Genomic DNA, 23,394 nt, shown 5'->3' on the forward strand with positions numbered 1-23,394 from the left:
CCGCACCGGCTCAGTCCAGGCCGGGGCGAGGGTCCGAACCGGTGATCGCGTCCCAGGCGGGCCATTCCGAACTGACGCTGCCGTTCCACTTCGGCTGCCGGCGGTCCTTGAGCGCGGCCACGCCCTCGCCACCGTCGGAACTCTTGGCGACGTAGTCGTTGAGCTCGGTTTCCAAGCGGCCCACGGTTTCCGGATCCATGGTGGGCGCCTCCCACAGCAGGCGCTTGGACAGCGCCACCGGCAGCGGCGCCGAACCGTGCGCGATATCGTGCGCCACCTCCAGGGCCTGCGGCAGCACCTCGGCGGCATGCAGGCAGGCATTGGCCAGGCCGAGCGCCTTGGCCTCCTCACCGTCGAAGGTGCGGCCGGTGAGCAGCAGATCGGCGGCCCGGGCGCTGCCGATCAGGCGCGGCAGCGTCCAGTGCGCGTAACCGCCCGGCAGGGCGCCGCGCCGGACCTGGTTGAGGCCGTACACGGCATCACGGGCGACATACCGGATATCGCATTGCAGGGCGATCTCCAGGCCGATGCCGACGGCATGCCCGTTGACCGCCGCGATGACCGGCTTCCTGATCTTGAAGGGCGGCGGGTCGATGAGGCCCCTGACCTCACCGACCTGCAACGAGAGATCCGCGCCCGCGCAGAACGCGGGCGGAGTTCCGGTCACGACCACGGCCCCGATGGCATCGTCGTTGTCGCAACGGCGTAGCGCCGCACCGAGATCCGACGCCATGGCCGGAGTGACCGCGTTCTGCTGGGCGGGCCGATTGAGCGTGAGCACCGCGACGCCACCGGAGACATCCACGTGCAGTTCCGAACTCATGCCGGTAAATCCTAGTCATGCCACCCACGGCACGCCCGGGTACAGCGGTTATCCCCGCAAGATCTGCCGCCCGATGGCGTACTTGTGCACCTCGGTCGGGCCGTCGTAGAGGCGGAAGGCCCGCATATCGCGGAAGATCATCTCCACCACCGTCTCATCGCTGATGCCGATCCCGCCCAGCACCTGCACGCAGCGGTCGGCCACCTTGAACAGTTCCTCCGACACGTACGACTTGGCGATCGAGGATTCGTGCCGGGCCTTGTGACCCTGATCCATCAGCCAGCAGGCATGCCAGATGGTGAGGCGGCACTGATGCAGCGCGATCTCGTTGTCCGCCAACATGAACGACACACCCTGATGCTCGCCGATCGGCTTGCCGAACGCGGTGCGGGTCTTGGCGTAGTCGACCGCGATGGCCTGCGCGCGTTCCGCCGCACCCAGCCAGCGCATGCAGTGTGTGAGGCGGGCGGGCGCGAGCCGCAGCTGCGCGTAGCGCAGGGCCTGACCGGTCTCGCCGAGCACGGATTCGCGGGGCAGCACCAGATTGTCGAATTCCACGACCGCGTGACCGCCGACGTAATTGCGGTCCATCGTGTTCATGATCCGCTCGATGACGATGCCCGGCTGACCGCCGTCGGTGAGGAACAGGGTCGGGCCCTCGGGCAGGTGCGGGTTGGCGGCCAGGCGGGCCATGATGATCCAGGTCTTCGCGCCGTCCGCGCCGGTGATGAGCCATTTGCGGCCGTTGATCGTGAAGTTCTCGCCGTCGAAGGTGGCCTCGGTGGCCAGCTGATTCGGGTCCGAGCCGGCGCCCCCCGGTTCGGTCATGGCGAAGACGGAACGCTGGTGACCGTCGATGACCGGCTGCAGGTAGGCCTCCACCTGCTGCTCGTTCGCGATCTTGGAGAGCAGGAACATATTGCCCTCGTCGGGGGCCGCGCAGTTCATGGCGACCGGGCCCAGGGTGGACCAGCCGGCGGCCTCGTACAGCACCGCCTGCTCGACGTGGGTGAGACCGCGACCGCCGAGCTCCTTGGGCGCCTGGATGGTCAGCAGGCCCTCCTTGCGGGCCAGTTCGACCATTTCCTGGCGCAGTTCGTCATTGGGGCCGTGAGCGGTCAGGCGCGGGTCGCGCTCGAAGGGAACGATCTTGTCGATGACGAACTGCCGGACCCGATCACGTTCGGCAGCGAGGTCGGCAGGTATCGAGAAGTCGATCATCGTGGTCACCATTCCGTCATTGGGGTGCGTCGCGCCCGAGCATACGACGGCACACCCCGAAGACTGAAGGCAGCCGCCTTCATTTGAGGACGCGGGTGAGGAACCCTTCCACTTCGGCGCGGTACGCGGCCGGTCGATCGTCGTGCACGAGATGCCCGGCATCCGGTACGACCACATGCCGGGCATCCGGATGCACCTCGGCCATCTGCCGCATCTGACCCGGCGGGGTGATGGTGTGCTCGCCCTCGAGCAGCAGGACCGGGACCGTGAGGGACTTCCACTGCGCCCAGAAGTCGCGGGTACCCCACTCCTCCGAGATGTCCCGGAAGGTCGGGACCTCGCCGTGCAGGCGGTAACCATCCGGGCCGTGGGTGAACGAGTCCATGAAATACCGGCCCGCGACCGGGCCGAAGAATTCGAGCATGGCCGCCTCGTCCGGAAACGGTTGCGGCCACGCGGCGATCATGGCCGCCCAGTGAGTCGCGGTGCGGCCCTGGAAATCCGGGGCCATGTCCTCGACCACCAGCGCCCGCACCCGATCCGGATGCGCTGCGGTGAACATCCACCCGTGCAGGCCCCCCATCGAATGACCGATCACCACCATGGGTTCGGTGATCTCCGCGGTGGCCGCCGCGAGATCGGCCACGAAGGCCTCGGTGGTCAGTTCGCGCGGCGCGGGACGGCCGTGGCCCGCGGCATCGAACGTGTACACATGCCCGTACTCGCGAATCCAGTCCAGCTGGCTCCGCCAGGTACGGGCGCTACCCATCAAACCGTGCAGCAGCAGGATCGGAACGCCGGCGCCGCCTTCGTCGTACAACATCACCTCGAACGATACGACGGGCACCGCGGGGTAGATTCGCTCGCATGGCAGTCGTCAAGATCAACGCAATCGAGATTCCCGAGGGCGCCGGCCCCGAGCTGGAGAAGCGCTTCGCGGCGCGAGCGCACGCGGTCGAGAACTCGCCCGGGTTCCTCGGCTTCCAGCTGCTCCGGCCCGTCTCCGGCGACAACCGGTATTTCGTTGTCACCCAGTGGGATTCCGAGGAGTCCTTCGCCGCGTGGCGGGACGGCCCGGCCCGCGAGGCACACGCCGGTCAGGCCCGGCAGCCGGTCGCCACGGGCGCCTCGCTGCTGGAGTTCGAGGTCGTGCTCGACGTGGCGGCCAAGAACAACTGAGCCGCGCTACGCGCGCACCGGCGCCAGCAGGTCGGTGAGCCACAGGGTGACCTTGTGCAGCAGCCATTCCGCCGGACCGCGGCGGAAGACGCTGCGCCACAAGGTCGCCAGCAGCAGTGACCCGATCGCCAGCAGCGCCAGCAGTTCCCGGCCGGGGCCGTGCAGGCCGCCCGGCAGCACCTGCGCATCCGGATCCACCGGCATCGGCACCAGCGCCCGGACCGCGATCATCTGCAGGATGTAGAGGCTCAGGGCGCAGGAACCCGCATAGATCAAGGGACGCAACGGCAGCTCCGCGAACCGGGTCACCGCCATCAGGACGCCGATCACCAGGAAGGCCGTACCGGTCGCACCGATCACCTCGAACGGGGTGCCGCTGTGCGGGGTGGCCACGGTCAGCCACCACCAGCTCGCCGTCGACACCGAGCCGAAACCGCCGTTGTCGATGAGCAGCCCCGGATCGAAATCGGTCACCCCCGCCTCGGCCATGCCCTGCGTGAGCAGGTCGACCAGCTGCGCGCGGCCGCCACCGGGATGCTGGATCAGCCATGACCCGCCGTAGCCGAGCAACGCCAGCAGCGCGCCCGCCGCGGCCACCGGAACCGCACGCAGGGAACGAATTCCGAGCCTGCCCAGCGCCAGGCCCGCCAGCACGAACGGCATCCACGAGATGGCCGGATAGGTGCCGGTCAGCAACAGCATCTCCGCCATATCCCGCAGACCCGACAGGGATGTGAACATCTCGAACATCGGATGACCGCCGAACTGGTTCTGCTCCATATGACTTCGGATCACGAACGACACGATTGGCCCCGCGATCGCCCACACCAGCGCGAGCCCGGCGAGCGTGCGCGCGCTGAGCCGCAACAGTGGCAGGGCGAGCAGGAAATAGACGCCGTAATAGGCCAGGATGATCATGATCCCGATACCCGAATGCAATTGCGCCAGCGCCAGACCCAGCACGAAGATGAGCACCGCGCGCGACGCAATGCGAATCACGCTGCGGCGGGCCGCGATACCGGTGTGAGGGCGGTCGCCGCCGGACAGCAGGGCCAGCGACACCCCCGCCAGCACCGCGAACAGGGCCGCCGAACGGCCCTCGAACAGCGACAACCAGTGGAATCCGGGGCCTTCGGGCGGCGGGCCCACATGCACGGCGAACATGCCCAGCACCGCGATACCGCGCGCCGCATCGAGCGCGAGAATGCGCGGCAGCGAATTCCCGGCTTGCTCGGATTCGGATTTCTCCACAGCGGTCGCGGCTCCCATGAATGCCAGGCTATGGGCACAAATGGAGATACGGCCAGCGGAAATCGGTAATTCCAGCCAGAAATAGCCGAAATAGTTAGTCCCCGGCTAACTATCGGATCAGCCGGGGACCACGAGCACTACGCCGCTAGCGGCAGCGAACTACGCCTCGAAGGTGGCATCCAGTTCGATGGTGTCCACACCCGAGAGCGCCTTGGAGACCGGGCAACCGGCCTTGGCCGCCTCGGCGGCGGTCAGGAAGCCCGCGGCGTCGATACCGGTCGCCCGGCCCGCCACCGTCAGCTTGATCTTCGAAATGCGGAAGCCGCCCGCCGGATCCGGGCCCAGCGTGACATCCGCGGTCACGTCCAGGCTCTGCGGCGTCGCACCCGCATTCGCCAGCTGACCCGACAACGCCATGGCATAGCAGGAGGAATGCGCGGCCGCGATCAGCTCCTCGGGGCTGGTGGTGCCGTCGGCATTGTCGGCGGCGCGCTTCGGGAACGAGACGTCGTACTTGCCGACACCGGAGCTGACCAGCTCGACCTGACCGGAGCCGTCCTGCAGGCCGCCGGTCCAAGCGGTGCGCGCGGTACGTGTAGGCATCACTGTCCTTTCGATTCGGTGAGAAGCCGTATGGCCTCGAACCTACCCCGCGCTAGACGGTCGCGGCGGCGCGATGATCCCAGCGTTCCAGGATCCGGGGCCAGGATTTCTCGTGCCGGTCACGGACGGCCGCGCTCGGGAAGCCGGCGTGCGTGAGCAAAAGGGCCGTACCCGCACCGTGCGCCGAGAATTCCACCGTGAGAACGGTTTCCGTGCCCTCGGTGGCATGCGTGACCCAGGACAGCTCGACCAGGCTGTCCGGCACCAACCGCAGGAACCGCCCGTAGTGCGGGACGCCACCACCCGCGGTGAAGAAGAACGGCTGATTCACCGCGGCGTGCATCAGCACCGAACCAGGATCGGCGAACCACAACCCGAACTGCTGGGTCGCCATCCGATACAACTCGACGGGCGAAGCCGCCATGATGCGCTCCGCGACCAGGAAGAACGGCCGCGCGGAAAGATCAGGGGGCCGGATCGGCGCAACGTCCATGGCCGAGCACCCTACCGTCCGCCGCCGCGGTCACCCGGGATTGGGGACTGCGGCGGCGGCCGGTTCGTGCCGGGCTCAGGCCATATCGCGGCGGCGGATCAACCACACCGTGCCCACTGCGAAAAGCAGGGCGTACCCGGCCAGCCAGAGGAACGACTCGCCCTGGGAGAGGATGTGGAGGACTCCTGGCGTGGATTCACCGCTCACCGTGCGGAGCGAGCCGGCCAAGGAACCCGCTGCCGTGCCGGGGAGGTGATCGGTGATCGCCTTGATCGGTGAGAAGACCTCGGCTACCCCGCGCAGCAGGTTCTCCACCACGAGCACCCATACGAGGCCCAGTCCGACCGCGAGGGCCGGGCCGCGGGCGATCGCACCCACGAGGCCTCCGGCCAGTGTCCACATGCCCAGAATGGTGGTGCCCGAGACGATTCCGAGCAGGATGCGGCCCGCGGACGGGAGGGCGAGCGACTGTCCTTGTGTCGCAGCGATGACCGCCGCCACGCCGGTGTCGACCACGAAGGCCGTCACCACCAGCGCGATCACCGTCAAGGCCAGGCTCACTACCACCGCGCCGACCGCCGAGGAGCGCGAAGGGCCCTGTGTGAGCACCGTTTTCCAGGTGCCCCAGCCGTAGCCGCTGCCCACCGCCAGCGCGCCCAGCACCAGCATGAGCGCGCCACCGAACATGGCCATGCCCTGCGTGTACACCTCGGGGACCGCCGCCGGCAGCATCTGCTGCAGCAGGACGGCCTTGGGCTGGCCGTCGGACATGCGGGTGCTGCTGCCGGTGGTGTACGCGAGATAGTTGAACAGGTAGGCGAAGGTGAGGTTCAGCAGGATCCAGGTGCCCAGCACGATCCAGAACGCGGGCCACTTCCGCAGGCGCAGTAGTTCCGCGCGGGTACTCGCCAGCAGGCCGGTCCAGGCGTTCGCCGGTGCGGCGGTGCGGGCTCTCGTCATCAGGTCGGTCATTTCGCCGTCTCCGTCATCTCGAAAAAGACTTCTTCCAAGGACTTTTCGTCACTGCGCAGTTCCAGCAGGTCCGCGCCGGACTCGATCACCGCACGCGCCACCGCGGGCGCCCGCACCGCACCGGCATCCACCCTGATGCCGGTGCTGGTCAGCAGCGCCGACCGGTCCCCCACCACCGCGCGCACCGCCGGCAGGGCCAGTTCCATCGGCTCGGCGCGCACCAGCAGCGTTGCGGCGCCGCGCAATTCCCGCACCGTGGACTGGGCCAGGAGCTTCCCGTGGTTGATGACGCCGACGCGATCACAGATCTCCTGCACTTCGGTGAGCAGGTGACTGGACAGCACGACGGTGTGCCCGTCGGCGGCGAGTCCGGTGATGAGCTCCCGCATCTCGGCCATGCCGGCCGGATCCAGGCCATTGGTGGGTTCATCGAGAATCAGCAGGTCGGGGCTGCCGAGCAGGGCGGCCGCGACACCCAGGCGCTGCTTCATGCCGAGCGAATAGGTGCGGAACTTGTCGTCCCCGCGGTCGTGGAGGGCGACCCGGGCCAGCGCGTCCTCGACCTCGGGGCGGCCGGCGCCACGGTAGTGGGCCAGTACCCGCAGGTTGTCGCGGCCCGACATGTAGGGGTAGAAGCCCGGACCCTCGATGAGAACACCGATGCGGCGCAACGCATCCGGATCACCCGGCTGCCTGCCCAGCACCAGCGCCGCACCCGACGTCGGCCGGATGAGGCCGACCAGCATGCGCAGGGTGGTGGTCTTTCCCGCCCCGTTCGGGCCGAGGAAACCGTAGATCTCACCGCGGTGGACGCGCATGCTCACGGCATCCACGGCGGCGTGCGGGCCGTAACGCTTGGTCAACCGGTCGGTGGCCACGATCGCGTCGCCGGTGGCCTCGGATGCTGTCTCGCTCATACCTACAAGACTCGGCGTGGCGGCGCGGTAAAACATCCGCCGCACAGCGCTATCCGGCGTACGTATCCGCACGTATTTCGGCGTGACACGGTGCCACTCCGGGTATACGGCGCTACGGTGCAGCTATGGACATACGCGGGGGATGGCTGATACGCCGGGACGTGTTGCCGGCCGTCGCCGTCGGCGCGATCCAGCTCCTGGGCGGGACGCTGGCCAATCGGCACGGGAACGTGCTGCGCGAACTCGACCCCCTGGGATACGCGCTGCTCGTGGCCGGTCCGCTGCTCCTGGCGGTGCGTCACCGCTACCCCGTACCGGTTTTCTACGGGACGCTGACCGCCGCCGTCGCATACCTGTTGGTCGGATACGGGTACGGGCCGGTGTTCATCTCCCTCGTCATCGGGTTCCTCAGCGCCGCCCTGCGCGGATCACGCTGGTACACCTATCCTTTCGTCGCCGTCGGCTATCTGCTCATGGTGTGGCCGGTCCCGCACTGGCGCGGATACCACACCGGCTCCTGGCAGGAATTCGGGCTGCTCGCCTGGCTCGTCGTCCTGGTCGCCGCCGCCGAAGGACTCCGGCAACGCAATGCCGCCATGACCGCGCGCCGGCAACGCGAAGAGGAAGCCCGGCGCAACGAACAGGCGCAGCGGGAACGCGAACGCGCCGAACAGGCCCGCGAACTCGCCGAACGCGAACAACACGCCAGCGAGGAACGCCTCGCCATCGCCCGCGACCTGCACGACGTCCTCGCGCACAGCCTGTCCCTCATCAACGTGCAGTCCTCGGTGGCGCTGGAACTCCTGGACCGCAAACCCGAGCAGGCCGCCACCGCGCTCGCGGCCATCAAGACCGCCAGCCGGGACGCGCTCGGCGAAGTACACGCCCTGCTCGGCTCCATCCGCGCCGGCACCGGCATCATCGCCGCGCCCACCACCCCCACCGTCGGCATCACCGACCTCGACGGCCTCACCGCGCCCGCCCGCGCCGCCGGACTCGTGGTGCACACCATGGTCACCGGCGGACCCCGGCGGCTACCCGCCGTCGTCGACGTCGCGGCCGCCCGCATCGTGCAGGAATCCCTCACCAATGTGGTGCGGCACGCGCCCGGCGCGAGTGTGCTTGTCACCCTGCACTATTCGGCCGAACGCCTGCAGCTGACCATCGACAACACCCGGCCCGAGAAACAACCCGCACCGCAATCCCCCAGCGGCGGCCACGGCATCACCGGCATGACCGAACGCGCCAGCGCCCTCGGCGGCCAGCTCTCCGCCAAACCCAAGGCCGACGGCGGCTTCCGCGTCGCCGCCCGCCTGCCCACCCACCTCGCCCACCCCGAACCCGCCGCCTGAGCACGGCAGACGGGAGCACCATGACAGTCCGGGTAGTCATCGCCGACGATCAAGCCCTGGTCCGCGCCGGATTCGTGGCCCTGCTCGACGCACAGGACGATATCGACGTGATCGGCGAGGCCGACAACGGCGAACAGGCCCTGCGGCTCGCCCGCGAACTCAAACCCGACGTCGTCCTCATGGACATCCGCATGCCCGTCCTCGACGGCCTCGCCGCCACCCGCGCCATCGCCGCCGACACCACCCTCACCGGGGTGAAAGTGGTCGTCCTGACCACCTTCGAACTCGACGAGTACGTGTTCGAGGCCATGCGCGCCGGCGCCACCGGATTCCTCGTCAAACACACCGAACCCGCCGACCTCCTCAAGGCCGTCCGGGTGGTCGCGGGCGGCGACGCCCTGCTCTCCCCCAGCGTCACCCGGCGACTCGTCGCCGAATTCGCCACCCACGCCAAACCCGCACCACCCGAAACCCTCTCGGAACTCACCGACCGCGAACGCGAGGTCATGATCCTCGTCGCCGAAGGCCTCACCAATGCCGAGATCGCCGAACGCCTCTACATGAGCCCCGCCACCGCCCGCACCCACGTCAGCCGAATCCTGTTGAAACTCAACGCCCGCGACCGCACCCAGCTCGTCGTCATGGCCTACGAGTCGGGACTGGTCCGGCCCGGCTGGCAGTAACCCGCGCTACGGCGGCGTCATTCACCCGGATTCGATTGGTGACGTTCCGAATCGGTGAACCCCCGCTTCCGCGGACGGGCGCCGGGCTGCGGCGGCGGGGCCTGCAGCCGCGCCGAATACGCCGACGCAGCCCGGAACACACCCGAGACGCCTTGGGGCGCCGCCGCGTAGGTGATCGAATCGCCCGGGGCGAAACCCATCCGGGTACCGATCGTGACCGCGTCCATGTTCGCGCCGAGGAACAGGAAATTCCATTTGTACACTTCCTGCTGCTGCGTGATCAGCGCCTTCACGGCCTCGTGCGTCCATTCCGCACTGGAGTTCTCGTGACCGTCGGTGAGCACCACGACGATGACGGTGCCCGGACGATCCGCCTCGGCGCGCGCGGCCAATTCGGCGCCGATATCGGTGACCAGGCGGCCCACCGCGTCGTACAGGGCCGTCATGCCACGCGGCTGCAGATTCAGCGGCGGCACCTCGGTCAGGCGCCGATTCGCGTATACCAGTTGATATTCGGTGTCGAACTGGGCGAGGGTGACCTCGATCTGCTTCGGGACCTCGCGCTGCTGCTCCATATAGGCGGCGAAACCGCCCTCGGTATCCGATTTGATGGATTGCATGGACCCGGAACGGTCCAGTAGTACCGCGATGAGAGTGCGGTCGGAATTCGTCATGTGGTGGCTCCCCCCGGAGTCGATTCGTGCGAACGACCCCCACCGTACCCGCGCGCGACTACACCGCCTCCTCATTTTCCAGGCCACGCCGGATGGCCTGCTCCACAGGCGAATACGCACCGTCCGGGCGATCCAGGACACACGGCTCACGCAGCAGCAGCGGCGGTTGCGCCATGAACTTCGGGCGGCCGATGCGATTGGGCTGGGCGGCATGGATCAGGAAGGGGTGGCAGAGGTAGACGTCGCCGGCCTTGCCGGTGGCCAGGGCCTCGGGGAGATCGTCCACGGCCGTGTAGAAGTCGTGCAGATCGAACATGGTGGTCCCCTCCTCGCCGAACGGGCGCAGCACCGAGGCGAGCCGGCGATGCGAGCCGACCCGGATACGAGTGGGTGCGTCGTCGATGCCGACATCGGAGAAGAGGAACAACATGAGCAGGGCACGGCCCTTGGAGAAGACGTTCACCCGCCAGCTCAGATAGTCGTCCGCCGCGGCGTCACCCGGGAAGCTCACATCCACATGCCAGCCGGTGTCACCGGGCGGCTCGGGGCTCGGGAAGCGAATCGGCCAGCTGCCCAGGCTCTTCCGCGGCAGCCAGCGGCCCGGACCCGCCAGTTGATCGAATGCCTCCAGCAGCACGGGCGCGGTGACGGCGTGCGCGAAGGGTTCCTCGGCATGGTCCCAGAGGCGGATGACCGGCTGGGTCCAGGTGGCCGGATCGTCCGGATCGCATCCGGTTGCCCGCCACAGGATTTCCCGGCCCGCATCGGCCACGTCCCGCGGAAACGCGCCCTCGATGCGGACGAACCCGTCGGCGATGAAACCCGCGACCTGATCGTCGGTGAGCATGCGGTCCTTTCGTATCGGCTGCTCCGAGAATGACCGGGAGCCACCGCCGCTCGCCACCGAATTTCTCGCGGCACGCGAAAGGCCCCGCTCCCCAAGGGGGAACGGGGCCCTGCGTTCGTACTGCCTACTCGCCCGAGGCGGCAGCCGGGGCGTCACCCGCGAGGGCGGCGACCGGCTTGTCCTCGACGGCCTCGTCGGTCTTCTTGGTCAGCTTGGCCTTGGCGCTGAAGGTGAACTTCGCCGCCTCGCCCTGACCTTCGCCGTCCCAGTTCTCGACATCGACCACCACGACCTGGCCGGGACCGATCTCGCCGAAGAGGATCTTCTCCGACAGCTGGTCCTCGATCTCGCGCTGGATGGTGCGCCGCAGCGGGCGGGCACCGAGCACCGGATCGAAACCACGCTTGGCCAGCAGGCTCTTCGCCTGCGGAGCCAGCTCGATCTCCATGTCCTTGTTCTTCAGCTGCTTGGCGACGCGGCCGATCATCAGGTCGACCATCTGGATGATCTGGTCCTGGGTCAGCTGGTGGAACACGATCACGTCGTCGATGCGGTTGAGGAACTCGGGCCGGAAGTGCTTCTTCAGCTCGTCGTTGACCTTGAGCTTCATCCGCTCGTAGTTCGAGCCCTCGGCATTGCTCTGGGCGAAGCCGAGGCCGACCGCCTTCGAGATGTCCGAGGTACCGAGGTTCGAGGTGAAGATCAGCACGGTGTTCTTGAAGTCGACCGTGCGACCCTGACCGTCGGTGAGACGACCATCCTCGAGGACCTGCAACAGGGTGTTGTAGATCTCCTGGTGGGCCTTCTCGATCTCGTCGAACAGCACCACCGAGAACGGCTTCCGGCGCACCTTCTCGGTGAGCTGGCCGCCCTCCTCGTAACCCACGTAGCCCGGAGGGGCACCGAAGAGCCGCGAGGCGGTGAAGCGGTCGTGGAACTCGCCCATGTCGATCTGGATGAGCGCGTCGTCGTCGCCGAACAGGAAGTTCGCGAGCGCCTTCGACAGCTCGGTCTTACCGACACCGGACGGACCGGCGAAGATGAACGAGCCCGACGGACGCTTCGGATCCTTCAGACCGGCGCGAGTACGGCGGATCGCCTTGGACACGGCCTTGACCGCGTCCTCCTGGCCGATGATCCGCTTGTGCAGCTCGTCCTCCATGCGGAGCAGACGGGTGGTCTCCTCCTCGGTGAGCTTGAACACCGGAATACCGGTCCAATTGGCCAGCACTTCCGCGATCTGCTCGTCGTCGACCTCGGCCACGACATCCAGATCGCCGGAGCGCCACTGCTTTTCACGCTCGGCCCGCTTGGCGACGAGCTGCTTCTCCTTGTCGCGCAACCGCGCGGCCTTCTCGAAGTCCTGCGCGTCGATCGCGGATTCCTTCTCCCGGCGCGCCTCGGCGATCTTGTCGTCGAATTCGCGCAGGTCCGGCGGTGCGGTCATGCGACGGATACGCATCCGGGCGCCGGCCTCGTCGATCAGGTCGATCGCCTTGTCCGGCAGGAAGCGGTCGTTGATGTAGCGGTCCGCGAGGGTAGCCGCCGCGACCAGAGCGCCATCGGTGATCGAAACCCGGTGGTGCGCCTCGTAGCGGTCACGCAGACCCTTGAGGATGTTGATGGTGTGCTCGACCGTCGGCTCGCCCACCTGGACCGGCTGGAACCGGCGCTCCAGGGCGGCGTCCTTCTCGATGTACTTGCGGTACTCGTCGAGGGTGGTAGCACCGATGGTCTGCAGCTCACCGCGAGCCAGCTTGGGCTTCAGGATCGAGGCCGCGTCGATGGCGCCCTCGGCCGCACCCGCACCCACCAGGGTGTGCAGCTCGTCGATGAACAGGATGATGTCGCCGCGGGTGTTGATCTCCTTGAGCACCTTCTTCAGGCGCTCTTCGAAGTCACCGCGGTAGCGGCTGCCCGCGACCAGGGAACCCAGGTCGAGGGTGTACAGCTGCTTGTCCTTCAGCGTCTCCGGCACTTCACCGTTGACGATGGCCTGCGCGAGACCCTCCACGACGGCGGTCTTACCGACGCCGGGCTCACCGATCAGGACCGGGTTGTTCTTGGTACGGCGGCTCAGCACCTGCATGACGCGCTCGATTTCCTTCGAGCGGCCGATGACCGGGTCGAGCTTGCCCTCGAGCGCGGCCTGGGTCAGGTTGCGGCCGAACTGGTCCAGCACCAGCGAAGTGGACGGAGTTCCCGCCTCACCACGCGTGCCCGAACCCTCGACCGGCTCCTTGCCCTGGTAGCCCGACAGCAGCTGAATGACCTGCTGACGCACGCGGTTGAGATCCGCGCCCAGCTTCACCAGCACCTGCGCCGCGACGCCCTCACCCTCACGGATGAGACCGAGCAGAATGTGCTCGGTGCCGATGTAGTTGTGGCCGAGCTGCAGGGCCTCCCGCAGCGACAGCTCCAGCACCTTCTTGGCACGCGGGGTGAAGGGAATGTGACCGGACGGCGCCTGCTGGCCCTGCCCGATGATCTCCTCCACCTGCGACCGCACACCCTCCAGCGAGATGCCAAGGGATTCCAGCGACTTCGCCGCGACACCCTCGCCCTCGTGGATCAGGCCCAGCAGGATGTGCTCGGTGCCGATGTAGTTGTGGTTGAGCATCCGGGCCTCTTCTTGGGCCAGGACAACGACCCGCCGCGCGCGGTCGGTGAACCTCTCGAACATCGCTCCCTCACTCTCCTGCTCCGCCTACTACGGCATCCGGCGCTTCAGACCCTGTGCTGCCCTTCTGGTCGCCAGCCTGCCATGAAGCCCTGGGGTTGCATCCCCCTGGCCTCCACTCTAGTTGCCAGGGGTCTCGCCCGTCGTCCGTCCACCCTATTGCGAAGCGGCGACAGTACGACTCATTCACTCATAACGGGGCAGTTGCGCAGACCGTTTCCGATTCGGCTACGCCCACAGCGAACACGCCGGTCAGCGGAACGAAACCCGGGGCCCGGCCGGTGGCCGGACCCCGGTTCGGATTCGGAACCCCTATCCGGTGAGGGGTGGAATGAACTCACACGGCACCGAATGCGGATGCTGCGGATCGAGCGCGTTGAGCGCGAAGGCGGCCGCCCGCGGGCTGCCCGCGATGCCGGCATGCTCCGAGTAATCGCTCGCGCAACCGTCCTGCACGAGGATGTTCGTGACGCCCGGACCGGGTACCAGGCCGACGGTGTACGGGACCACCGCTTCGTCGTAGGCGGTCTCGATATTGGTGTAAGTGACCGACGGATCGTAGACGCCGTCGGCATTCAGAGCGGTCATGAACCGGCCACCGCCCAGCATCTCCGAGCAGGCCAGGCAGATGCCCGCGCCGAGCGCGCTGTCCACGGTGTCGCCGGAAATGCCCAGCTGGGCGGCGAAGGCGCGGACCGTGCCCATCTGATTCCCGTAGGTGCCCAGCCAGGGCGACGCGATGGCGACGAACTTGTTCACCTCGCCGCGGCCGCCGAGCCGCTTGATGAAGTAATCGGCGACGATATTGCCCTGCGAATGGGCGATGATGTCGACCTGCGCGGCCCCGGTCGCGGCGCGCACCCGGTCCACGAAGCCGGTGAGCTGAGCGGCGCTCTCCTCGATCGGGCGCATGCCGCCGATGGCCGAGAGCGGCCAGGGCACGTTCAGCGCGCCGTAGGTGAGCGAGTAGACGCAGTAGCCCTCATTGGCGAGCAGCGGGACGTAGACGCCCCAATTGGTCTGCGCGCCACCGCCGGTGCCGTGCACCAGGACCACCGGATCGGGATGTTCGGCGGTCGGCTTGCAGTTCCAGTCGTTCGAACCGGGCAGTGAGCCACCGGGATTCAGCAGCTCGTTCGGAATGCCCGAGAAGAAGTTGTATGTGACCGGGTATTCCGCGTGCGCGGTGCCGCTCGCCGCGGCCGTGAGGACCGCGAAGATGATCATGAGCAGCAGTGATCCCGGCGATCGGCGCAGCAGTATCCGTCGCATGTTCCCTCCCAAACTAGAACGCGTTCCGACAACGTAAACGGAAACAAGCACGGAGGATGGAATACTGGCGGGTAAGTTCTGCAACTCGTTCCAATACAGGAAAATGGCGATGGCCGGGACCCGCAGGCGGCTTGTGCTGCCGCACATCGGGTCCCGGCCACCGCCGGATCGAACCGCGAACTACGGTCGGCCCGTGGGGAATCCGGGCTGCTGCACCGGCGCCCACACCTGCTGGGCCGGATGCGCCTGCTGAGCCGGGTAGATCGGCCGAGCCGGCCGCGCCGACTGGGCGGACTCGGTGACCGCGGCCTTCGCATGCTGCGTGCCGGCCATGAACAGCGCACCCATCAGCACCAGGAACGCCAGGGTGTGGATCACCGCCCGGACGATGTTCCAACGCACCCAGGACGTTTCGAAGTGGGCGCGCACCGCGGCCAGATCGGCGATGTGCGCCGGATCGCCGGCATTCGCGAGCTGATTGTTCAGCGGCACGTTCACCCCCGAGGTCACGAAGAAGGCGATCACATTGAGCAGCAGCGCCACCGCGATCCAGAGCAGCGTGGTGCGCGTGCCCTTCCCGAGGTGCAGGGCCGCCGCCAGCACGGTGAACCCCACCGCGCCCATGAAAGCGAACATGAACCACGGATTGATGATGACCACGTTGATCCGCTGCATCACATCCACGAAGGTGCGGTCGTCGCCCTGGCCGAGGGCCGTCATCACCGAGGTCGCATACGCGAAGAACACGCCGGCGATCAGTCCGGTCGTCAGCGTCGCCGCCACCAGCGAGGCCGTGCGAAGTGCAAACATCGTTCTCTCCTGACTGGATCCGCCACCCGGAGAATGCCTGGGTGAACACTGATTTCAGTCAACAGGAGCGGCGTCGCGACCTACATCGCTCAGAAGCTCGGGGACATCCGCGCGCGTCTCACTCCTGAGAGTGAGTCAGAGGTCCCGCTCGGAGATGACACCGGACTGCATGGCCAGATTGGCCAGCCGGACCCGCTTCTGGTTCTGCGGCAGGTCCTCGACGCCGAATTTGGCGAACAGGGCGCGCAGGTGCGTCTTGATGGCGTCCACGGACAGGAAGAGCTCGGCGGCGATCTGCTGGTTCGAGGCCGGGGAGGCGAAGCCGTCGTTGCCGCGCAGCGGGCGGCACAGGGCGATCAGGACCGAACGCTGAGTCTCGGTGAGCGAGCGCAGGGTTGGCAGGCCGCCCGTGGAGGTCTGGGTGATATCGCCTGCGGCGCCGCTGAAGTCGTGGAAGGTGACGCGGGAGGTGCCCATGCGGATGACGTCGCCGGGCTGCAGGCGGTGACGACCGACCAGTCGGTCTCCATTTACGAAAGTGCCATTGCGCGAAAGCCCGTCATCCACAATTGTCCAGTGCGCACCCAGATATTCAGCGGTAGCGTGCAACCGGGACACCTCGACATCCCACGCCAGGGACAGATCCGCCTGCGGCGAGCGGCCGATGGTGATACGTGGCTGGTCAGGCGACAACATCAGCTCGTGCTGCCGGCCCTCGTGATCCTTCACCCGGAGGAATGAACCCTGGAATGCGGTCACTGCGCCGATACCTCTCCCCTAGTTCCAGCCAGTGACTTCGTCCGCACAGATTCAATGGTGCACGCACACACCGGCGCGAGCAAGATCGCACGAAGTTGCGGGTCCAGGGGGTTTCGGGGGCTTGCCCCCGAAGGCCCCCGGAGTTCCTTCCGAGTTATACGCAAAGCGTATGAAAACCACTGCCGCCCGGGTTCGCACGAACACCCGGACGGCAGTCGAATCGGCGACTAGTTCTTCGCAGCAGCCTTGTTGTAAGCCTCGGTGATGTCCGCGGAGATACGTCCACGAGCCGACACCTTGTGCCCATTACGCCGCGCCCATTCCCGAATGGCCGCGCTTTGTTCGCGATCGATCGAGACCCGGTTCTTCGGGCCTGCGGTCGGCGCACCCGCCACCTTGGTCCGGCGACGCCCGCTCACCCGGCGAGCTGCCGCGACCCAGGTCTCCAACCCATCCCGCAGCTTGGCCGCATTCGCCGTCGACAAGTCGATCTCGTACGAGACGCCATCGATAGCGAACTCGATGGTCTCGTCCGCGATGGACTCACCGTCGACATCGTCGATCAAGCTAACGGTGACCTTCTTTGCCATGAGATGAACGTCCTCTCGAAATCGTGCGACCCGCATAGTCAGGCCGATTACCCGACGCCACAATACCGCTAATTCCGATAGTCCCAGAACGGGCCTCGGTAATGCAATCCCACAACTCTATCGAGCAGCCGGACGCACAATTGGAAAGAGTATCGTTTCCCGGATTCCGTGACCAGTCAGGGCCATCAGCAAACGGTCGATACCCATACCCGTTCCGGTGGTGGGCGGCATACCGTGCTCCATCGCCGCGAGGAAGTCCTCGTCCAGCCGCATGGCCTCGTCGTCACCCGCCGCGGCCAAACGCGCCTGATCCATGAACCTTTCGCGTTGGATGACCGGATCCACGAGTTCCGAATAGCCCGTGGCCAGTTCGAACCCGCGCACGTACAGGTCCCACTTCTCGGTAACTCCGGGCTTGCTGCGATGCTGACGCGTCAGCGGGGAGGTCTCCACCGGGAAGTCGCGAACGAAAGTCGGCGCGTACAGCTTGTCGCCGTACACGTGCTCCCACAGTTCCTCGACCAGTTTGCCGTGACCGTAGCCCTTGCCCGACGGAATTTCCAGACCGACTCGATCCGCCAGCGCCAGCAATTCCTCGACGGACGTTTCCGGCGTGACGTCCACACCGATCGACTCCGAGAGCGACGGGTACATCTCCACCGTCGCCCACTCGCCGGACAGATCGTATTCGGTACCGTCGGCAAGTGTCACCACCTGCGTGCCGAAGGCTTCCTGCGCGACTTCCTGGATCAATTCGCGCATCATCTTCGCGGAATCGTCGTACGTGCCGTACGCCTCGTAGGTTTCCAGCATTGCGAACTCCGGGGAATGCGTGGAGTCCGCACCCTCGTTCCGGAAGTTCCGGTTGATCTCGAAGACCTTCTCGATGCCGCCCACCACACAGCGCTTCAGGAACAGCTCCGGCGCGATACGCAGGAACAACTCCATGTCCAGCGCATTCGAGTGGGTCACGAACGGACGCGCCGCGGCGCCACCGTGAATGGTCTGCAGCATGGGCGTCTCGACCTCGAGGAAACCCCTGCGCTCCAACGCATTCCGCAGCGCGCGCACGGCCGCGACCCGGGTGCGGGCCATCTCACGGGCCTCCGGGCGCACGATCAGATCCACATAACGCTGCCGGACCCGGGACTCCTCGTTCATCTCCTTGTGCAGCACCGGCAGCGGGCGCAGCGACTTGGCCGCCATCGACCAGGAATCGGCGATGACACTCAATTCGCCTCTGCGCGAAGAGATCACCTCACCGTGCACGAACACGAAGTCACCCAGATCGACATCGGCCTTCCAGGCCGCCAGCGCGTCCTCACCGACACCGTTCAGGCTGACCATCACCTGCAACTGGGTGCCGTCACCCTCCTGCAGCGTCGCAAAACACAGCTTGCCGCTATTCCGGACGAAAATGACGCGACCGGCAATGCCGACCATCAGCCCCGTCTGCGTATCCGGCGCCAAATCCGGGTATGCCGCGCGAATTTCCGCGAGCGAGTGGGTGCGGTCCACCACCACCGGGTAAGCCTCGCGGCCCTCCGCCAGCAACCGCTCGCGCTTCTCCCGGCGAATCCGCATCTGCTCCGGGACGTCTTGGTCGGCAGCAGGCGCTACACCACGGTTTTTCTCGGCAGGAGGCGTGGTGTCGGAGGGAGAAGGGGGGTGGGGGGTGCTCACGGGACTCAAGACTATCCTGCGGCGGAAATTCAATTTTCCGCCGCCCGGGCAAACGGAAACCCGCCCCCGGACCGGACGTTCGAGGGCGGGCGTAAGAGCGCGGAAAGGGCCGGTTCAGACCCAGGCGAGCGTCGCCACCTCACGTTCGAAATGCGGGGCGGTCTGCGCGACCATCAGCAGCCCGGCCGTCTTCAACGCCTGATAACCGCCCTCGAGATCGGTCGCCCGGCGCAGGCCCAGCTGCTGCAGCGAAGCCGCCGCGAGACTGGAGGTGTAACCCTCCGAGCAGACGATGATCCATTCGATGTCATGGTCGGTAGCCAGCGCCAGCCGCGCGGAACTCGACGGATCCAGCCGCCATTCCAGCACATTCCGTTCGATCACCAGCGCACCCGGCAGGGTGCCCTCCCGCAGGCGCTGCGCCTGCGGCCGAATATCCACCAGAATGGCGCCGCGCGCGATGGCCTGCGGCAATTCGATGGGAAGCAGGCGACGCAGCTGCCGCCGGGCGTGATCGAGCATGCCGTCGATCGTCAAGTGGGTCATTCGAGGTCACCTTCGGGCTGGTCGGTGAGAACGGAACGGGTGCGGCGCAGGGTGCCGTGGCCGGTGACCTCGTAATAGGACATGGCCGTCAGCGGCGGGGAATACGCGTGCACGCTGAGCGTGGGATTCAGCGGGCCGGTGAGGCCGGCCTCCTCGTCGGGGGCGCGGACGACGTCGTGCACCCAGCCCAGCGGGAAGGAAGCCTGATCACCGGCCACCAGGGTGCGGCGGCGCAGCTCGGTGCCGTTCCAGCGGTATTCGGCGAGGGCGCCGGACAATACCGTCAGCGCGCCCAATGAGCCTGCGTGATCGTGTAATTCGGTGTACTTGTCCTTGACCCAGCTGATCAGCCACACATCCACCTCGTCGTCCGCGATGAGCCTGGTGGCCCAGCGGTTCTCGGCAGGCCAGAGGCCGCTGTCGGGCAGCAGGTGGTCGTAGCGGCCCTCCAGCACGTCCTGGGCGCCCTCATCGGTCAGGCGCAGCAGGTCGGCGGGCCGCAGCCGGGTGGGCAGGGCGGACGCGGTGGCACGCTCGGTCACCTCGGGCAGCAGCCGGGAGGTGGGCTCGGGGTGCCCGGAAACGGAAAGGGAGAGAACAGAGGACCGCATGAGCGAAACTCCAAGGAATGTGGATGGTCGAGGGCTATACGAAGCCTCGACAACAGCCGAGGCGGGTCAGCCTCGACAACACTCCTGGGTGGTCACGCGGAAATACACGTCGGCGAGTCTAACAGCGCTTCCCCGGGAAGCAATAGAGCCCCCGGGGAGGACTGCGTCACAAACAAACTATTTGGTCCGGCGTTGCTGGTTGCGCTCGTAGACCAACCGCAACCCTTCGAGCGTCAGGTGCGGTTCGTGATGCTCGATGGTCTCCGACTCCGGCACGATCAGCGGCGCCGACGGGCCCGTTCCCACGATCGCCACATCGTCGCCGGCGAACACGTCGAATTCATCCCGAATACGGTCGATCAGCCCGTCCACCAGGCCCGCGAAACCGAACACCGCACCCGACTGCATGCACTCCATCGAGTTCTTACCGACCACCGAACGAGGCCGGGTCAACTCCGCCCGGCGCAGCGCCGTACGGGCAACCAGCGCCTCCGTGGAAATCTCCACACCCGGCGCGATGCTGCCGCCCAGAAATTCCCCCTTGGCGGAAACCAAATCCACACAGATCGCACTGCCGAAATCCACCACGATGGCCGGCGACCGGAAACGGTGATATGCCGCAAGACAATTCACGATACGGTCCGCGCCGACCTCCTTCGGATTGTCGACCAGCAACGGAATACCCGTCCGCACACCGGGTTCCACCAGCACATGCGGAACGTGACCCCAATAACGGGACATCATTTCCCGCAACTCCCGCAGTACCGGCGGGACGGTCGACAACGCCGACACACCCATCACCTGCTCGGCATCCGCGCCGATCAAACCCCGCACCTGCAGGGCGAATTCATCCGCGGTGAGCAGCGGATTGGTGTGCGTCCGCCAGGTCTTCGCCAGCTCGGCATGCTCACCGCTGCCGGTGAACAGGCCCAGTTCGATACTGGTATTGCGGACATCGATGGTCAGCAGCATGACCGCGCTGATTCTCCGTTCCCGCCGCGGCGGTTCATCGTGCGAAAGACAGCGAACGCGGCGACGTCAGGCCGGAACCCTCCGGGGCGTGCGCCGGATCCGAACCCAGCTCCACCTGACGGTTACGGTCGTCCACGAACACCACCCGCGGGTTGTATTCCTTCAGCTCGGCCTCGTCCATCATGCCGTAGGCGATCAGGATCACCAGATCCCCCGGATGCACGAGATGCGCTGCGGCGCCGTTGATTCCGATCACACCGGAACCCCGCTCCCCCGCGATCACATACGTCTCCAGGCGAGCGCCGTTGTCGATGTCGACAATGCAGACCTGCTCACCCTCGAGCAGATCCGCCGCATCGAGCAGATCCTGATCCACCGTCACCGAACCCACATAATGCAGATCCGCGTGAGTCACCGTGGCGCGGTGGATCTTCGACTTCATCATGGTGCGCAACATCGTCGTCGCCTTCCTACAGAGTTGCCCGGGCAGGCCGGTCGGGAGTGGTCGGATGACCGTCGATCGGGACGCCGATGGTGACGGGCATATTGTCGATCAGCCGGGTCGCGCCCAAACGGGCCGCGATCAGCAGGCGGGCATTCCCGCTCGCCGGATCCGCGCTCAGATCCGAACCACGCAGGGCCAGATAATCGAGTTCGATTGCGGGCGCGGTGTTCAGCACGTACTGCGCGGCCTCCAGCACCTTCTCCGGGCCCAGGCCCGAGGCGTGCCGGCCCGCCGCCAGCGCCGCCGACAAGGTGGTGGCCAGCTCCCGCTGCTCCGCATCCAGGAAACGGTTCCGGGAGGACAGCGCCAGGCCGTCCGCCTCGCGGACCGTGGCGACCGGGACGATCTTCAGATCGAAATTCAGATCCCGCACCAGCTGCCGGATGAGTGTCAGCTGCTGATAATCCTTCTCGCCGAAGAACGCCTCGTGCGGGCGGCAGATCTGGAACAGCTTCGCCACCACCGTCAGCACACCCGCGAAATGACCGGGGCGGGAAGCGCCTTCGAGCTCGTCGCCCAGCGGGCCGGGATGCACCGTGGTGCGCGGGCCCTCCGGGTACATCTGCGCGGCGCTCGGCGCGAACACCAGTTCCACGCCCTCGCCGCGCAGCAGTTCCACATCCGCGTCCAGCGTGCGCGGGTATTTGCCGAGATCCTCGTTCGCGCCGAACTGCAAGGGATTCACGAAGATCGAGACGATCACGACCTGATTGGTGCGCTTGGCCTGCCGCACCAACTCCAGGTGACCCTCGTGCAACGCACCCATGGTCGGCACCAGCGCGACCTTACGGCCCACCGTCCGCAGCGCCTTGGACACCGCCGTCACGGTCGCTGGATCGTGCAGCACCGTCAGCTCACCGCGCTTGTAGCTGCCACGCAGTTTCGGGTCCATCAGGGTCCTTCCAGCAGGTCGAGCAAGTCGGGATTGGTCTGCGCGCGTTCCGCGGCCCGCAGCGACTGGGCGCGATAACCCGCCGCCAGCCGCGGATCCAAGGCCTCGAACGCGGCCAGATGCGCGGCCACCGCGGCCACATCGCCACGCGCCACCGGACCGGTCAGCGCGGCCGGCCCACGCCGCAGCGCATTGTCGAGGGCCGCCGAGGCCAGCGGCGCGAGCATGCGCTCGGCCAAGCCGTTGGGCTGCTCGTCGATGGTCTGCTGACCCAGCAAGCCCGGACCGGCCAGCGCCGCGCGCAGGGCGTCCACCGCGTCCACGATCAAGGTCACCAGATGGTTGCTGCCATGCGCGAGCGCCGCGTGATAGAGGGTGCGGTTCTCCTCCGCCACCCGCACCGGCTCCCCGCCCATTTCGATGACCAGCGACTGCGCGATGGCGTAGCCGATATCGTCCGCGGCGGTCACGCCGAAGCAGGCATTCGCCAGCCGGGCCACATCCTCGTCGTGCCCGGTGAACGTCATGGCCGGATGAATCGCCAGCGGCAGCGCACCCAGCGCGGTCAGCGGCGCCAGCACGGCCACCCCGTTCGCGCCCGACGTGTGCGCCACGATGGTGCCCGGGCGCACCGCGTTCGCGGCCGCCAAACCGGCCACCAGCCCGGCCAATTCACTGTCCGGAACAGCCAGGATCAGCAGTTCGCTGCGCGCCGCCACCTGCTCGGCCGGCAGGATCCGCGAATCCGGCAGCCGCGTCGAGGCACGCCGCACCGACGCATCCGAAATCGCGGATACGCCGAACACCACATGACCGGCACGCTCCAGTGCCACACCCAGGGCGGAACCGACGCGTCCCGCCGAGACGATTCCCACCGTCAACCGTGCAGGCGCAGGATCCGTTCCGCAGACATCCTTGTCCGAGGTCACTTCGTCCTCTCGAAAGTCGTTCCAGTCCCGCCATGCGGGTACCGGACGTTACCCGCCGAGAATATCGCCACCCATTCGCGACAGCCATTCTCTGTGGGCTATCCAACTCTCGTCAGTGATGCGAACTCTC

The 23,394-nt window shown here is 66.9% G+C and carries 25 protein-coding genes; 3 read left to right on the forward strand and 22 right to left on the reverse strand.

Annotated elements, in window-relative coordinates; translation table 11 throughout:
- Positions 1-10 precede the first annotated feature (10 nt).
- The 3 genes from ACH438_RS15000 to ACH438_RS15010 form a co-directional block, all read right to left on the reverse strand.
- On the reverse strand, positions 11-823 hold the full coding sequence (locus ACH438_RS15000; RefSeq protein WP_397005302.1) for an enoyl-CoA hydratase/isomerase family protein: 813 nt from the start codon (positions 821-823) through the stop codon (positions 11-13).
- Between the two features lie 48 nt (positions 824-871).
- Positions 872-2,044, reverse strand: a complete 1,173-nt coding sequence (locus ACH438_RS15005; protein ID WP_397005304.1) for an acyl-CoA dehydrogenase family protein — start codon at positions 2,042-2,044, stop codon at positions 872-874.
- 79 nt (positions 2,045-2,123) lie between these two features.
- Entirely contained in the window at positions 2,124-2,867 is a 744-nt protein-coding gene (locus ACH438_RS15010; RefSeq protein WP_397005306.1) for an alpha/beta fold hydrolase, read from the reverse strand.
- Positions 2,868-2,911: 44 nt separating this feature from the next.
- Between ACH438_RS15010 and ACH438_RS15015 the strand changes: the two genes are divergently transcribed.
- Positions 2,912-3,223, forward strand: a complete 312-nt coding sequence (locus ACH438_RS15015; protein WP_397005308.1) for an antibiotic biosynthesis monooxygenase family protein — start codon at positions 2,912-2,914, stop codon at positions 3,221-3,223.
- A gap of 6 nt (positions 3,224-3,229) precedes the next feature.
- On the opposite strand, the gene ACH438_RS15020 is transcribed toward ACH438_RS15015, so the two are convergent.
- From ACH438_RS15020 to ACH438_RS15040, 5 genes are all read right to left on the reverse strand, one after another.
- Entirely contained in the window at positions 3,230-4,492 is a 1,263-nt protein-coding gene (locus tag ACH438_RS15020) for a DUF418 domain-containing protein (RefSeq protein ID WP_397005310.1), read from the reverse strand.
- Between the two features lie 141 nt (positions 4,493-4,633).
- The gene (locus ACH438_RS15025; RefSeq protein WP_397005312.1) at positions 4,634-5,077 is read right to left on the reverse strand and encodes an OsmC family peroxiredoxin; all 444 of its coding nucleotides are present in this window, start codon (positions 5,075-5,077) and stop codon (positions 4,634-4,636) included.
- A gap of 52 nt (positions 5,078-5,129) precedes the next feature.
- Positions 5,130-5,570, reverse strand: coding sequence for an SRPBCC domain-containing protein (locus ACH438_RS15030; RefSeq protein ID WP_397005314.1), 441 nt, complete (start codon positions 5,568-5,570; stop codon positions 5,130-5,132).
- A gap of 75 nt (positions 5,571-5,645) precedes the next feature.
- Positions 5,646-6,542: an ABC transporter permease subunit gene (locus tag ACH438_RS15035; protein ID WP_397005316.1), complete on the reverse strand. Its 897-nt coding sequence runs from the start codon at positions 6,540-6,542 to the stop codon at positions 5,646-5,648.
- Positions 6,539-7,459 (reverse strand): ABC transporter ATP-binding protein, encoded by a 921-nt coding sequence (locus ACH438_RS15040; RefSeq protein WP_397005318.1) that lies wholly within the window; start codon positions 7,457-7,459, stop codon positions 6,539-6,541. The genes ACH438_RS15035 and ACH438_RS15040 overlap by 4 nt, the downstream gene beginning before the upstream one ends.
- 125 nt (positions 7,460-7,584) lie before the next feature.
- Here ACH438_RS15040 and ACH438_RS15045 point away from each other — a divergent pair, with 125 nt between their 5' ends.
- Both ACH438_RS15045 and ACH438_RS15050 read left to right on the forward strand, forming a co-directional pair.
- Entirely contained in the window at positions 7,585-8,811 is a 1,227-nt protein-coding gene (locus ACH438_RS15045) for a sensor histidine kinase (protein ID WP_397005320.1), read from the forward strand.
- A 20-nt stretch (positions 8,812-8,831) separates the two neighbouring features.
- A complete protein-coding gene (locus ACH438_RS15050) occupies positions 8,832-9,494 on the forward strand; it encodes a response regulator (RefSeq protein ID WP_397005322.1) in 663 nt (220 codons plus the stop codon).
- Positions 9,495-9,511: 17 nt separating this feature from the next.
- On the opposite strand, the gene ACH438_RS15055 is transcribed toward ACH438_RS15050, so the two are convergent.
- The 14 genes from ACH438_RS15055 to ACH438_RS15120 form a co-directional block, all read right to left on the reverse strand.
- Complete coding sequence (locus ACH438_RS15055) at positions 9,512-10,168, reverse strand: VWA domain-containing protein (protein ID WP_397005324.1); 657 nt, start codon at positions 10,166-10,168, stop codon at positions 9,512-9,514.
- A gap of 58 nt (positions 10,169-10,226) precedes the next feature.
- Positions 10,227-11,015 carry a phytanoyl-CoA dioxygenase family protein gene (locus tag ACH438_RS15060; RefSeq protein WP_397005326.1) on the reverse strand — a complete coding sequence of 263 codons (789 nt, stop codon included), beginning with the start codon at positions 11,013-11,015 and terminating at the stop codon, positions 10,227-10,229.
- Between the two features lie 124 nt (positions 11,016-11,139).
- Positions 11,140-13,698, reverse strand: coding sequence for an ATP-dependent Clp protease ATP-binding subunit (locus ACH438_RS15065; RefSeq protein ID WP_397005328.1), 2,559 nt, complete (start codon positions 13,696-13,698; stop codon positions 11,140-11,142).
- A 309-nt stretch (positions 13,699-14,007) separates the two neighbouring features.
- The gene (locus ACH438_RS15070; RefSeq protein ID WP_397005330.1) at positions 14,008-14,967 is read right to left on the reverse strand and encodes an esterase/lipase family protein; all 960 of its coding nucleotides are present in this window, start codon (positions 14,965-14,967) and stop codon (positions 14,008-14,010) included.
- Between the two features lie 180 nt (positions 14,968-15,147).
- Positions 15,148-15,777 (reverse strand): DUF1772 domain-containing protein, encoded by a 630-nt coding sequence (locus tag ACH438_RS15075; RefSeq protein ID WP_397005332.1) that lies wholly within the window; start codon positions 15,775-15,777, stop codon positions 15,148-15,150.
- A gap of 135 nt (positions 15,778-15,912) precedes the next feature.
- Positions 15,913-16,536 carry an FHA domain-containing protein gene (locus ACH438_RS15080; RefSeq protein WP_397005334.1) on the reverse strand — a complete coding sequence of 208 codons (624 nt, stop codon included), beginning with the start codon at positions 16,534-16,536 and terminating at the stop codon, positions 15,913-15,915.
- A 227-nt stretch (positions 16,537-16,763) separates the two neighbouring features.
- The gene (locus tag ACH438_RS15085; RefSeq protein ID WP_397005336.1) at positions 16,764-17,126 is read right to left on the reverse strand and encodes an Lsr2 family protein; all 363 of its coding nucleotides are present in this window, start codon (positions 17,124-17,126) and stop codon (positions 16,764-16,766) included.
- A 117-nt stretch (positions 17,127-17,243) separates the two neighbouring features.
- On the reverse strand, positions 17,244-18,710 hold the full coding sequence (gene lysS, locus ACH438_RS15090) for a lysine--tRNA ligase (RefSeq protein ID WP_397006007.1): 1,467 nt from the start codon (positions 18,708-18,710) through the stop codon (positions 17,244-17,246).
- Between the two features lie 213 nt (positions 18,711-18,923).
- A complete protein-coding gene (locus ACH438_RS15095; protein ID WP_397005338.1) occupies positions 18,924-19,355 on the reverse strand; it encodes a rhodanese-like domain-containing protein in 432 nt (143 codons plus the stop codon).
- Positions 19,352-19,966: a cysteine dioxygenase gene (locus ACH438_RS15100; protein ID WP_397005340.1), complete on the reverse strand. Its 615-nt coding sequence runs from the start codon at positions 19,964-19,966 to the stop codon at positions 19,352-19,354. The genes ACH438_RS15095 and ACH438_RS15100 overlap by 4 nt, the downstream gene beginning before the upstream one ends.
- Before the next feature lie 177 nt (positions 19,967-20,143).
- Positions 20,144-20,938 (reverse strand): type III pantothenate kinase, encoded by a 795-nt coding sequence (locus tag ACH438_RS15105; protein WP_397005342.1) that lies wholly within the window; start codon positions 20,936-20,938, stop codon positions 20,144-20,146.
- A 34-nt stretch (positions 20,939-20,972) separates the two neighbouring features.
- Positions 20,973-21,395, reverse strand: a complete 423-nt coding sequence (gene panD, locus ACH438_RS15110) for an aspartate 1-decarboxylase (RefSeq protein ID WP_397005344.1) — start codon at positions 21,393-21,395, stop codon at positions 20,973-20,975.
- Positions 21,396-21,408: 13 nt separating this feature from the next.
- Positions 21,409-22,335 carry a pantoate--beta-alanine ligase gene (panC, locus tag ACH438_RS15115; RefSeq protein WP_397005346.1) on the reverse strand — a complete coding sequence of 309 codons (927 nt, stop codon included), beginning with the start codon at positions 22,333-22,335 and terminating at the stop codon, positions 21,409-21,411.
- Complete coding sequence (locus tag ACH438_RS15120) at positions 22,335-23,264, reverse strand: Rossmann-like and DUF2520 domain-containing protein (RefSeq protein WP_397005348.1); 930 nt, start codon at positions 23,262-23,264, stop codon at positions 22,335-22,337. Before ACH438_RS15120 ends, panC begins: the two co-directional genes overlap by 1 nt.
- Positions 23,265-23,394 lie beyond the last annotated feature (130 nt).

Origin of the sequence: Nocardia sp. NPDC020380 (genome assembly GCF_044386975.1) — a bacterium.
Lineage (GTDB): Bacteria > Actinomycetota > Actinomycetes > Mycobacteriales > Mycobacteriaceae > Nocardia.